The sequence below is a fragment of the Pseudorhizobium tarimense genome (assembly GCF_022968135.1).
GTDB classification, from domain to species: Bacteria; Pseudomonadota; Alphaproteobacteria; order Rhizobiales; family Rhizobiaceae; genus Neorhizobium; species Neorhizobium tarimense.
Map to the genome: position 1 here is coordinate 203,110 of NZ_JALJRA010000004.1, position 12,798 is coordinate 215,907.

The following is a 12,798-nucleotide window of genomic DNA, read 5'->3' on the forward strand; positions in this document are numbered from 1 at the left end:
AACTTCCGGTTGCCGCCGCAGTTGTGAGCTGACAATCCTGTGACAGCGTCTGCACAATGATGGAAACCCTCTCCTCCGAGTTCTCCAACATGTCGCCGGTTAGCATGGGAGTCCTCTTCCTGCGGATCTTCGGAGCGCTCATCCTCTGCGGGATCATCGGCCTTGAGCGCGAGATCCGCAAGAATACCGCCGGCATTCGCACCAACATGCTCATCGGCCTTGCCGCCAGCGTCTTTGCGCTGGTGACACTTCAGATGCTCAAGACCTTCGGCGACGCAGATACCACCCGCATGGACCCGGTGCGCCTTGTGGAAGCCGTCACATCCGGCGTGGCCTTCCTCGCGGCCGGCGTCATCGTCTATGCGCGCGGCGACGTGCGGGGCCTCACCACCGGCGCCAGCATGTGGGTTTCGGCTGCGATAGGACTGACGGTCGGCATCGGCATGTGGTCGGTTGCAATCATCGCAACAGTCACCGGTATTCTGGTGCTGTGGCTGCTGCGCAAGGCAGAACATGCAGCAGGGATCAAGGGCGATGGCGATCCCTAGCTGCGCGGCGTGACCAGCGACTTGATCCGCGTTGCCAGCAGATCGTAGTCGTATGGCTTGGTGATCAACGCCGTCCTTTCCAGAACTTCCGATCCGGGCACAGCCCGGTCTCCAGTGGCGAAGATCACCGGCAGTTGCGGTAATGTCTCGCGCAGCTTCAAAATGAGGTCGAGCCCACTCATGTCCGGCAGGTGAACGTCCGTAACGAGGATATCGATCGGATGGCTCTGCGCCGCGGCAATAGCCTCGCCACTCGTTCCCGCCTCCACCACATTCATCCCAGCGTCTTGCAGGAAATCTGCCGTGGAGATGCGGATCAGCGCCTCGTCCTCGCAGAGCAGAACCGTGATCGGCAGATCCTGCGCCGCTGTGGCCTCCCCGGCTGGGGTCAGGCTGCTCGGCGGCAGCCCAGAGCGGTCACGGATCTGCTCCAGCACCTGCCGGATCTTCCGGGCCAGCGCTTCGCGGGTGTAAGGCTTGCTCAGCAGGTTGACGCCGGGATCAAGCCGCCCGCCGTGAACAATGGAGTTTTCGGTATAGCCGGAGGTAAACAGCAACCCCAGCATCGGCAGCCGCTCCTTCGCCTTGCGCGCTAGATCGCGGCTTCTCAGCCGACCAGGCATCACGACGTCGGTAAACAGAAGATCGATCGGCACTCCGCTCTCGACGATCGCCAACGCGCTGTCGGCGTCCCTGGCTTTCAGCACCTTATAGCCGAGTTCGCTGAGAAGGCTGACTGTGACCTCGCGCACGGCTTCGTCGTCCTCGACGACGAGGACCGTTTCCGACCCTCCGGTCACCGAGCCGGTCAGACTGTCGGTCACGACGTCTTCCGCCTCCATCGAGCGCGGCAGGTAGATCCGCACGGTGGTCCCGCTGCCTGGCTCGCTGTAGATCTTGATGTGGCCGCCGGACTGCTTCACGAAGCCGTAAACCATGGAAAGGCCAAGCCCGGTGCCCTTGCCGTCCGGCTTGGTCGTGAAGAACGGATCGAACACCTTCTCCAGGATGTCGGGCGTCATGCCGGTACCGGTATCGGTGACCGCGAGCATGACGTACTGGCCAGGCTTCACGTCCACGGCCTTGCGCGCATATTCGTCGTCGAGGAAAGCGTTGCCAAGCTCGATCGTCAGCTTCCCCTGCCCCGCCATCGCATCCCGCGCGTTGATGGCGAGGTTGAGCAGGGCGTTCTCGACATTGCTCGGATCCACATGCGTGTTCCAGAGCCCGCCGCCGACGATCGTGTCGATCTCGATTGACTCGCCGAGGCTGCGGCGAAGGAGGTGATCCATCTCCCGGATCAGGCGGCTTAGATTGATGACCTTCGGCTCCAGCGGCTGACGCCGGCCGAATGAGAGCAGCTGGGATGCCAGTCGCGCGCCTCTTGCGGCGCCAGCCAATGCACCTGCAACGCGTCGTTCGGCCGCTTCATTGCCGGACACATCACGGTTCAGAAGCTGCAGGTTTCCGGTAATGACCTGCAGCAGGTTGTTGAAGTCGTGCGCAATCCCGCCAGCGAGGTTGCCGATCGCCTCCATTTTCTGGCTCTGGCGCAGGACCTCCTGAGTCCGCTCCAGTTCGAGAGTTCGAGCTTCCACCGTCTGCCCCAGTGATTCAGCCAGGTATTCGAGCTGGGACTCCGTCTTCTTCTGCTCCTCGATGTCCGTGTTGGTAGCGACCCACAGAATGATGTCACCGTCGCTGTTCATGATCGGGGCCGCTCGACTGATGAACCAGCGAAACTCGCCGTCGTACCGACGCAGGCGCAGTTCCATCTCGAACGGCTGGCCGCTTCTCAGCGATTGCTGCCAACGCCGGGTCACCTCGTCGCGCTCCTCCACATGGATCATCACGGAACGTGAGGTTGCATCAAAGTAGAGGCTGTCCAGGCCGCTGTAGCGGTAGATCTGGTCGTTGCACCATTCGATCTGTCCATTCGGCAGCGCCGTCCAGACCTGGTTTGGCAGGGACTGGGCAAGAGTGCGAAAACGGTTCTCGTTCTCCTTTGCCGTTTCCTGCGCCTCACGCAGGCTGGTGACGTCGTGCCCCTGCACGAAAATCCCTGTAACAGCACCGGAAGCATCGCGAATGGGCTGATAAACGAAGTCGAGAAAGCGCTCTTCCGGCGCCTCATCCGATGAGCGGAGCAGGGAAACGCGCGCTGCACTTGCGGCGTAGGGTACGCCGGTCTTGTAGACCTGATCGAGGAGTTCGAAAAAGCCTTGCCCGGCGATGTCCGGTAGGGCTGAGCGGATCGGCTTGCCGATCAGGTCGCTGCGGCCCACGAGTTCGCGATAGGCCTTGTTGGCAATGGTGAAGACGTGCTCTGGCTCGCGAAGCACCGCCATGAATCCCGGGGCCTGCTCGAACAGGTTTCGCAGATACTCCCGCTCTTCGCCGAGGATACGGTTCTGGCCCTGCACGGCGGTTGCCCGCTGCAGCACGTCCGACTGCATCTTCCAGTCACCGACATCGGCTGCCTGCCGCAGGCGATGCAGCTCGGTCACGTCGACCGTGTGCTGCAGGATGAAATCCACCGCACCGTCGCCGCCCTTGATCGGCGTATGGGTCGCGCTCCAGTAGCGGTTCTCCATGACGCCGCCCGGCCCAGCGATCGGGTACGGGATCAGCGAGAGCTGATCCACCTCGCCGGTCTCCAGGACGCGAGCGAGCGACTGACGCAGCATCTTGCCATGCACGGAATCGGGATCGCTGGGAAACTCGTCGAACATCTTGCGCCCGAGCAATTCCGCCTCGGTCCGCATTGTGACGTTCAGATACGCCGCGTTCATCCCCACCATGCGCAGCTCCCGGTCGAGGAGAACGTAGGGATTGGGGGCAAGATTGAACAGCAGATTCAAGTCGATGTCGGTTAGCCCTGCCCGCCGAAACATACAAGATTCCCATATCAAAGCCGATAGGCGGTTATATCCCTTCCTGACGCGATGACAATCGCGATCGCCGGTGGTGCGCCGGTATCGTTAGTACAGCCTGAAAATCGGCGGCTGTGCGGGGAGAAAGACGGCAACGGCGACTTATGCCCTCTCCTAATGCGTGAGGCAGATAACATTAGGCGCTCCGGAAACTCGTGATAAACTACGGCTCATGGCGCAACCGCTGCAATCCCTGAGCGTTCGATTGAGCGTCTCGGCCTCTGGCTAACATCTGAGACACCATGGGAGGAAGACATGCAAGACGTGGTATGGCATCCGCCGGTGAGAACGCGGTCCGAAGCCGTCGCGAGCACCTTCGAGGCACTCGATTTCCTTGATCATCATTGGCCCAACATCAAAGGGCCGCGGTTCGTGAAGGCCCGTTACGCCTGCCTCGCCGCACTGGACGGCCGAGAATCTGCAGATGTCGCCCGCGCAAGGTTCGAGGATGCGGTCGCCGAAGCCCAACTGAACTAGTAAGGCCGCGGAAGCCCGTTCGGCATCTGGAACAACCAGCGAGTCTGACCGTTAAGCTGCGAACGCTAACGTAGGGCCCCGCTATGAATTCGCTCCCCAGGATCGATGCGCCGGTTTCACACGTCAGGCAGCCGCCGAGAATCTATTACGTTCATCCGCTGCAGTTGAACGGTCTCGCGGCGTGGCAAGAGACCTTCCGACACGCTTCCAGCCTAGGCTTCGACACCATTTTGAGCGCTCCTGTGTTCGAGCGCGGCAAGCACACCAGCGTCTTCACCTCCAAGAACTTCGACCGTATCGATCCTCAGCTTGGGCTGGGTGAGGATGTCGACGAGGTGTTGCAGGCCCTCGCCGACGCTGCCGGGAAGGAAGACCTCAGCCTGATGCTGGATCTTGTCATTGATCGAGTGGCGCGAAGGGATGAAGGCAGCACCCACATCGTGTCTGACCCGCGGATCGGGCCAGACGACAGCTGCGGCGAACTGATTGATCTCTCCCCCAGCGACCAGACCTTCCAGCATCTGGAAGAGTGGCGCCAACGGATCGCACGAATGGCCGAGGCTGGAATCGCCGGGTTCCGGTGCCTCGGCATAAACCGTGTGCCGGAAGAGGCCTGGGCATCATTGATCCGCCATGCCCGTTCGGATGGGCGTGATCTCCAGTTCATCGCCTGGACGCCGGGCACCGATTTCGGCCGACGTCGCGCTCTGGATGGCGCGGGCTTCGATGGATGCTGTTCTTCGCTCGCCTGGTGGAACCTCGAAGACAGCTGGCTGCCGGAAGAGCATCTGCTTCAAAGGAGCCTCGGCTATCAGATCGCTTTCCCGGAGGCTCCCTTCGCCAAGCGTTTGGCGCACGGCACGGAAAGCTGCGAGGTGTTGGAGCGGCGCGCCTTGCGCCAGCTGAAGCTTGCGGCCCATCTCGGCGGCGGCCTGATGATCCCGATGGGCTTTGAATACGGCGCATCGATGCCACTCGATCAGATGGGAGGCGACGGCCTCGGGCTTGCCGGCTTCCGGGATCAGTCAGGCTTTGACATCTCTGGCGAGATCCGCAGCACCAACGAAAAGCTGCGGCAGGATAAGGACGACTTCCACCGCCGGCCGCTGACCCTTATCTCCGGCAGCAGCACGCCCGCCGTGGCAATCCTCCAATCGGATCGGGAAGACCTGCGAACCTCGGAAATCGTGCGCGCCATCGTCGTCAATCGCGACCTGCGCCAAAGCGCTTCGCCGCCGCTCAACGCGATCCAGCAGGTTGCCTCGTCCTTCCTGCCGTTGAAGGAGATCGAAGGATCGACCGGCGCACGTTTGAAACCCGGGGAAGTCCGCATTCTCGAAGGACGGAGCTCCTCGCCGGTTCAATCGCAATCGCCCCTTCCCGATCTCGCAGCGGCAGCCGAAGCGCCGCGCCTGGCGATCGACAAGATCACGCCTTCCGTCGACGAGGGCCGGTTCTCGGTCAAGCGCGTCGTCGGTGACACCATCAGGGTTGAGGCCGACATCTTCGGCGACGGCCATGATCCTCTCGCTGCCGTGCTGCTGTGGCGCGCAGCGGACGAAGAAGAGTGGCAGGAAGTGCGCATGCAGCTTTTCGAGAACGATCGCTGGCAGGCCGAGTTCACGCCGCGGCGCATGGGCCGGCATGAGTACGCCGTGGAAGCATGGCGCAACCCGTTTGCAATCTTCCGCTACGAGTTCGTCAAGAAGCACGACGCCCGTCTCGACCTCAAGCTGGAGATCCAGGAGGGCATCAATCTCGTTGCGGCGGCTCTCGACAGTGCCGAAGGAGACCTCCGTCGCGCCTTGAAGGATCTGCTGGAGGATCTCAACCAGGCAACGGAGGCCCGGCGCACAGAGCTTCTGCTCGACCATCACACGTCCGAGCTGATGGCGAAGGCAGACCGCCGTCCGTTCCGCATCCGCTCGCAGGTCATGCCGCTTGAGGCGGAGCGCATCGGCGCAAGCTTTGCTAGCTGGTATGAGCTCTTCCCGCGCTCGCAAAGTGGCGACCCCAACCGCCACGGCACATTCGACGACGTCATCCGGCGGCTCCCCGCTATCCGCGACATGGGCTTCGACGTCGTTTATTTCCCGCCGATCCACCCGATCGGCAGCACCAACCGCAAGGGCCGCAACAACAGCCTGAAGGCGGCACCCGGCGATCCGGGCAGCCCCTATGCCATCGGCTCCGAGGATGGCGGGCATGATGCCATTCATCCGGAACTCGGCAATTTCGAAGACTTCAAGAGGCTTGTGGAAGCAGCGCAAGAACACGGTATGGAGATCGCGCTCGACCTGGCTATCCAGGCTTCGCCCGATCACCCATGGCTTAAACAGCATCCCGGCTGGTTCGACTGGCGGCCGGACGGCTCTATCCGCTACGCGGAGAACCCGCCGAAGAAGTACGAGGACATCGTCAACGTCGACTTCTACGCTAAAGATGCCGTCCCGTCACTATGGAAGGAACTGCGCGACATCGTGCAGATGTGGGTCGACCAAGGCGTCAAGCTCTTTCGGGTCGACAACCCGCACACCAAGCCCTTCCCCTTCTGGGAGTGGCTGATTGCGGACATCCGCTCGCGCCAGCCCGAGGTGATCTTCCTATCGGAGGCCTTCACAAAGCCGAAGGTCATGTACCGCCTGGCGAAGATCGGCTTCTCGCAGTCCTACACCTACTTCACGTGGCGCAATGCCAAGTGGGAGCTCGAGCAATACATGCGCGAGATCACCACGGAGGAGCCGAAGGATTTCTTCCGACCGCACTTCTTCGTCAACACGCACGACATCAACCCGGACTTTCTGCAGAACGCTCCGCGCCCGGCCTACGTGATCCGTGCGGCGCTGGCGGCAACGCTTTCCGGACTGTGGGGCGTATATAACGGCTTCGAACTCTGCGAAGGGCGCCCGGATGCCAAGCGCAAGGAATATGCCGATAGCGAAAAATACGAGATCCGCGCCTGGGATTGGGACCGGCCGGGCAACATCAAGCACGAGATCGGCCTGCTCAACCGCATCCGCAAGGAGAACGCGGCACTGCATTCCCATCTGGGCCTGACGCTGCTGACCGCTTGGAACGACAACATCATGTTCTTCGAGAAGGCGAGCCCGGGTCGGGAGAACGTCTTGCTGATCGCGATCAGCCTGGATCCGTACAACGTCCAGGAAGCGGATCTCGAAGTCCCGTTATGGTCATGGAACCTCCCGGACCATGCATCGCTTTCCATGGAGGACCTCATCTCCGGTCACAGGTTTAAGTGGACCGGAAAGTGGCAGCGGCTGCGGCTGGAGCCCGGCATGCCGTTCGCCATCTGGCGCGTGAGATAGGGAGATATGCATGGATACCCTGCAGGCGCAGGCGCAGAACCCGACGGGCACGGACCCGCTGTGGTACAAGGACGCAATCATCTACCAGCTGCACGTCAAGTCGTTCTTCGACGCCAACGGCGACGGCATTGGCGATTTCAAGGGACTTCACGAGAAGCTCGACCACGTCGCCTCCCTTGGCGCGACAGCCATCTGGTTGCTGCCCTTCTTCCCCTCGCCACGCAGGGACGACGGCTACGACATCGCCGACTACGGAGATGTCAGCCCCGACTATGGCACGGTCGAAGAGTTCAAGGCGTTCGTCGACGCAGCCCACGAGCGCGGGATCAGGGTCATCATCGAGCTGGTGATCAACCACACCTCCGACCAGCACCCGTGGTTCCAGCGCGCGCGCCATGCGCCTGCCGGATCGCCGGAGCGCGATTTCTACGTCTGGTCCGACACTGACCAGAAGTTTCCCGAAACGCGCATCATCTTCCTCGACACCGAGAAGTCGAACTGGACCTGGGATCCTGTTGCCGGCGCATACTACTGGCACCGCTTCTACTCCCACCAGCCGGACCTAAACTTCGACAATCCGGCGGTGCTGGAGGAATTGCTGGAGGTGATGCGGTTCTGGCTGGAGACCGGAATCGACGGGTTCCGGCTTGACGCAATCCCATACCTGATCGAACGCGAAGGCACGATCAACGAGAACCTACCCGAGACGCACGAGATCCTGAAGAAGATCCGTGCAGCGCTCGATTCGACGCATCCGGGCAAGATGTTGTTGGCAGAAGCCAACCAGTGGCCTGAAGATACGAGCGAGTATTTCGGCGACGGCGACGAGTGCAATATGGCATTTCACTTCCCGCTGATGCCGCGCATGTACATGGCAATCGCCAAAGAAGATCGCTTCCCGATCACCGATATTATGCGCCAGACGCCGGAAATCCCCGAAAACTGCCAATGGGCGATCTTCCTGCGAAACCACGACGAGTTGACGCTCGAAATGGTGACGGATGAGGAGCGCGACTACCTCTGGAACACCTACGCGGCCGACCGCCGCGCGCGCATCAACCTCGGCATTCGCCGCCGCCTCGCGCCGCTGATGGAGCGCGACCGACGCCGCATCGAACTGATGAATGCGCTTCTCCTGTCCATGCCGGGCACGCCAGTCCTGTACTACGGCGATGAGATCGGTATGGGCGACAACATTTATCTTGGTGACCGCGACGGTGTACGCACGCCGATGCAGTGGTCGCCCGACCGCAACGGCGGCTTCTCCAAGGCTGACCCGGCACGCCTCGTTCTGCCGCCGGTGATGGATCCGCTTTACGGCTACGAAGCTCTGAACGTCGAGGCGCAGTCCGCTGACGCGCATTCGCTTCTCAATTGGACAAGGCGAATGCTGTCGCTGCGCGGCAAGCACAGCGCCTTCGGCCGCGGGAGCCTGCGCTTCCTGGCGCCGGGCAACCGCAAGGTGCTCGCCTATCTCCGTGAATACAACGGCGAGACGATCCTTTGCGTCGCAAACCTTTCGCGCCTCCCTCAGGCGGTAGAGCTGGACCTCCACGAGTTCCAGGGACGCGTTCCGATTGAGTTGACGGGCATGTCGCCCTTCCCGCCCATCGGCCAGCTGAGCTACCTGATGACGATGCCGCCCTACGGCTTCTTCTGGTTCCAGCTGGTTGCGGAGGCGGATGGTCCGGCCTGGCGTACCGAACCGCCGGAGCAGATGGCGGATATGGTGACGATGGTCATCCGCCGCGACCTTTACGAGCTCGTCGACGAGCCGCGTCTGTCGGGTACGATGTCGCGCGAGATCCTGCCGGCCTATCTGTCGAAACGCCGGTGGTTCGGCTCCAAGGGTCAGACGCTGAAGAGCGCAAACCTGGTGGCGGCCACACCCCTACCCTTCGGCGGCAACATGCTGCTCGGCGAACTAGAGGCTGAGCTTGAGGGGCGAAGGGAAACCTACCTCCTGCCCCTCGCGCCGGCCTGGGACGAGACGCAGCCGCCAATTCTGGCGCAGCAGCTGGCACTCGCCCGCATCCGCCAAGGCCGCCGCGTCGGTTTCCTCACCGACGGATTCGCTCTTGAAACCATGGCACGAGCAGTCGTCCGCGCGCTTTGCGAACGGTCCAACGTATCCGGCCGTGCGGGAACGCTAGAGTTCATCGGTACCGACGAACTCGACTGCATGGAGATCACCGAGGACATGAACGTCCACTGGCTGTCTGCCGAGCAATCCAATAGCTCGCTGATCGTCGGCGAGCGGGCCATGGTGAAGCTGATCCGCAAGATCTTCCCGGGTGTTCATCCGGAAGTGGAGATGACGCGGTATCTGACGAAGGTGGGCTACAAGAACACGGCCCCGCTGCTCGGCGAAGTCGCGCGCACCGCTCCAGATGGCACGCGCTACACGCTGATCATCGTCCAGGGTGCAATCCGCAACCAGGGCGATGCCTGGACCTGGATGCTCGGCAATCTGCGCCGCGGCATCGACGAGGTCATGGTGACGGCCGAAGAAGATGAAGCGATTGCCGATCAGTTCCGGCCGCTGATCGACTTCGCCGGAACCGTCGGTCAGCGTCTGGGTGAACTGCATGTCGCGCTGTCGCAGTCGACCGACGATCCGGACTTCCGTCCGATCGAAGCCGGCCGCAGCGACGTCGATGCATGGCGGCAGTCGGTCATCGACCAGATCAACACCGGTCTCGACATCCTGCGTGATGAGAAAGATAGGCTGGAGCCGAAAACCGCGCAGTTGGTGCAGCCGCTTCTCGACCGTCGCGACGAACTCCTGGCATCCGTCGGCAAGCTCGCCGACGCAGGTGTCGGGACGCTGATGACCCGCCATCATGGCGACTTCCATCTTGGCCAGATCCTGGTCGCCGAAAGCGACGCCTACCTCATCGACTTCGAGGGCGAGCCGGCACGCGATCTTGCCGAGAGGCGCGCGAAATCGAGCCCATTGAGAGACGTTGCAGGCTTCCTGCGCTCGCTCAGCTACCTTTCAGCAACTGCCGATCTCGAGCAGGACGCGGTGGTGGATGGCGACCAGTCGCACCGTCACTCCATCGTCCACCACTTCGGCGAGAAGGCGGAGCAGGCGTTCCTGGAGCGCTACCGCGAAGCCATCAGCGAAAGCGGAGCGCTCGCCATGCCGGAAGAAACCTATCGCGCCGTGCTCGACCTCTTCCTGTTGGAAAAGGCGGCCTACGAGATTGGCTATGAGGCACGCAACCGCCCGAAATGGCTCCCGATCCCCTTGGGCGGCTTTTCGGAAATCGCAAAAAGGCTCACGGAGAATGCACGATGAACCTCGAGCGCGCTGACCTGCTCGCACACATCGACAACGGAGCCCTTCAGGCCATCGTTGATGGGCGCCATGGGGACCCGTTCTCGATCCTCGGGCGCCATCCCGTCGGGCAGACGAATGTCGTACGGGCGTTCGTACCAGGCGCCTCTGGCGTGGAGGTGATCGACGCGCAGGATGACAGCGTCATCGCCGACATGGAAAAGGTCTTCGGCGGCGGGCTCTATGCCGCCGACATCGGCGGACGCCGTAGCTATCGCCTGCGCATCCATTGGCCCGATGCAGTGCAGGAAACGGAGGATCCCTACTCGTTCGGCCCATTGCTCGGAGAGCTCGACCTGCACCTGATTTCGCAGGGCACCCATTACGATCTCGGCCGCACGCTGGGAGCCCAATCGATCGACATCGATGGCGTAGCGGGTGTCCGCTTCGCCGTCTGGGCGCCGAATGCGCGCCGTGTGTCGGTGGTCGGCGATTTCAACTCATGGGACGGCCGCCGCCACCCGATGCGCCTGCGCGGCTCTTCCGGCATCTGGGAGATCTTTCTCCCCCGTCTGGGTCCGGGAGAGCGCTACAAGTACGAGATCGTCGACCGTGACGGCCACACTTTGCCGCAGAAGGCTGACCCGGTTGCGCGGGCAAGCGAAGCCGCCCCGTCGACAGCCTCGATCGTCGCGTCCAACAATCCCTTCCGATGGACGGACGATGACTGGATGCGCTCGCATCAGAGCGCCCGCGAGGGCAAGGGCGCAATCTCCGTCTACGAGGTCCATCTCGAATCCTGGCTGCGTATCCCGGAGGAAGGCAATCGCAACCTCAACTGGATCGAGCTCAGCCAGCGGCTGGTCCCATACGTCGCAGATCTGGGCTTCACCCACATCGAGTTGCTGCCGATCATGGAGCACCCGTTCGGTGGGTCCTGGGGCTATCAGCCGCTTGGCCTCTTTGCCCCGACCGGACGCTACGGCACGCCGGAAGACTTCGCCTATTTCATCGACCGCTGCCACGCAGCCGGGATCGGCGTCATCTTAGACTGGGTGCCCGCCCACTTTCCGACGGATGTCTGGGGGCTGGCCCGTTTCGACGGCACCGCACTATATGAACACGAGGATCCGCGCGAAGGCTTTCACAAGGATTGGAACACGCTGATCTACAACCTTGGACGCAACGAGGTGAAGGGATTTCTCATCGCAAGCGCCCTGGAGTGGCTGGAGCACTATCACGTCGACGCACTGCGCGTGGATGCGGTGGCCTCCATGCTTTATCGGGATTACAGCCGCAATGCCGACGAATGGATCCCGAACAAGTACGGCGGCCGAGAAAATCTCGAGTCCGTCGAGTTCTTCAAGCACCTGAACAGCATCGTGCACAACCGCTGCCCGCATGCCTTCACCGTCGCGGAAGAATCGACGGCATGGCCTGGTGTCACAAAGCCGCCGGAGGAAGGCGGACTCGGCTTCGACTTCAAGTGGAACATGGGCTGGATGCACGACAGCCTGCACTACATGCAGGAGGACCCGGTCTACCGGAAGTATCATCACGGCATGATGACCTTCAGCATGGTCTATGCCTATTCGGAACGCTTCATGCTGCCGCTCTCCCACGACGAGGTGGTACACGGAAAGGGCTCCATCTTCGGCAAGATGCCCGGCGACAACTGGCAGAAGCACGCCAACCTGCGCGCTTACTACGGCTTCATGTGGGCGCATCCGGGAAAGAAGCTCCTCTTCATGGGCTCGGAGATCGGGCAGACCACGGAGTGGAACCACGACGCGTCGGTGGTCTGGGATCTGTTGGACAACCCTCAGCACGCCGGCGTCCAGCGCCTGATCCGCGATCTGAACCACATTTACGTCAACGAACCTGCGCTGCAGTTCAGCGACCTCCACCCGCAAGGCTTCGAATGGGCAGTGGGCGATGATGCGGAGAATTCGATCTTCGGTATGTTCCGCTTCTCCGAAGACCGTTCCTCCTGCGTACTGGCGCTGTCCAACATGACGCCGGTTCCTCGCCAGGGCTACCGCGTCGGCGTCTACAACGCAGGGCGTTGGGCGGAAATCCTCAACACCGACGCCGGGATTTACGGCGGTTCCAACCTCGGCAATTCCGAAGTCTGGACCGATGAGCATCCCTCGCACGGAAAGCAGCAATCAATCTCCGTGACGCTGCCCCCCTTGTCCACGATCTACCTGCGCTGGCGCGGCTGAGGAAGC

Annotated in this window: 6 protein-coding genes; 5 read left to right on the forward strand and 1 reads right to left on the reverse strand. The window is 62.0% G+C overall.

What is annotated here, in order from left to right; all coding sequences use genetic code 11:
• Positions 1–56 precede the first annotated feature (56 nt).
• Complete coding sequence (locus MUU54_RS06385) at positions 57–548, forward strand: MgtC/SapB family protein (RefSeq protein ID WP_247243189.1); 492 nt, start codon at positions 57–59, stop codon at positions 546–548.
• Here the strand turns inward: MUU54_RS06385 and MUU54_RS06390 are convergent.
• Positions 545–3,442 carry a hybrid sensor histidine kinase/response regulator gene (locus MUU54_RS06390; RefSeq protein WP_247243190.1) on the reverse strand — a complete coding sequence of 966 codons (2,898 nt, stop codon included), beginning with the start codon at positions 3,440–3,442 and terminating at the stop codon, positions 545–547. The two genes, MUU54_RS06385 and MUU54_RS06390, sit on opposite strands and share 4 nt — an antisense overlap.
• A 294-nt stretch (positions 3,443–3,736) precedes the next feature.
• Here MUU54_RS06390 and MUU54_RS06395 point away from each other — a divergent pair, with 294 nt between their 5' ends.
• From MUU54_RS06395 to glgB, 4 genes are all read left to right on the forward strand, one after another.
• Positions 3,737–3,958 carry a DUF982 domain-containing protein gene (locus tag MUU54_RS06395; RefSeq protein WP_247243191.1) on the forward strand — a complete coding sequence of 74 codons (222 nt, stop codon included), beginning with the start codon at positions 3,737–3,739 and terminating at the stop codon, positions 3,956–3,958.
• A gap of 83 nt (positions 3,959–4,041) precedes the next feature.
• The gene (locus MUU54_RS06400; protein WP_247243192.1) at positions 4,042–7,284 is read left to right on the forward strand and encodes a maltotransferase domain-containing protein; all 3,243 of its coding nucleotides are present in this window, start codon (positions 4,042–4,044) and stop codon (positions 7,282–7,284) included.
• A gap of 10 nt (positions 7,285–7,294) precedes the next feature.
• Entirely contained in the window at positions 7,295–10,588 is a 3,294-nt protein-coding gene (gene treS, locus MUU54_RS06405) for a maltose alpha-D-glucosyltransferase (RefSeq protein WP_247243193.1), read from the forward strand.
• On the forward strand, positions 10,585–12,792 hold the full coding sequence (glgB, locus tag MUU54_RS06410; protein WP_247243194.1) for a 1,4-alpha-glucan branching protein GlgB: 2,208 nt from the start codon (positions 10,585–10,587) through the stop codon (positions 12,790–12,792). Before treS ends, glgB begins: the two co-directional genes overlap by 4 nt.
• Positions 12,793–12,798: the final 6 nt, after the last annotated feature.

What these genes read in the sequence shown, in the direction of transcription:
- MUU54_RS06400 (WP_247243192.1), top strand. Translation starts at nt 4,042, where the DNA reads ATGAATTCGCTCCCCAGGATCGATGCGCCGGTTTCACACGTCAGGCAG.
- MUU54_RS06390 (WP_247243190.1), bottom strand. Translation starts at nt 3,442, where the DNA reads ATGTTTCGGCGGGCAGGGCTAACCGACATCGACTTGAATCTGCTGTTC.
- treS (WP_247243193.1), top strand. Translation starts at nt 7,295, where the DNA reads ATGGATACCCTGCAGGCGCAGGCGCAGAACCCGACGGGCACGGACCCG.
- MUU54_RS06385 (WP_247243189.1), top strand. Translation starts at nt 57, where the DNA reads ATGATGGAAACCCTCTCCTCCGAGTTCTCCAACATGTCGCCGGTTAGC.
- glgB (WP_247243194.1), top strand. Translation starts at nt 10,585, where the DNA reads ATGAACCTCGAGCGCGCTGACCTGCTCGCACACATCGACAACGGAGCC.
- MUU54_RS06395 (WP_247243191.1), top strand. Translation starts at nt 3,737, where the DNA reads ATGCAAGACGTGGTATGGCATCCGCCGGTGAGAACGCGGTCCGAAGCC.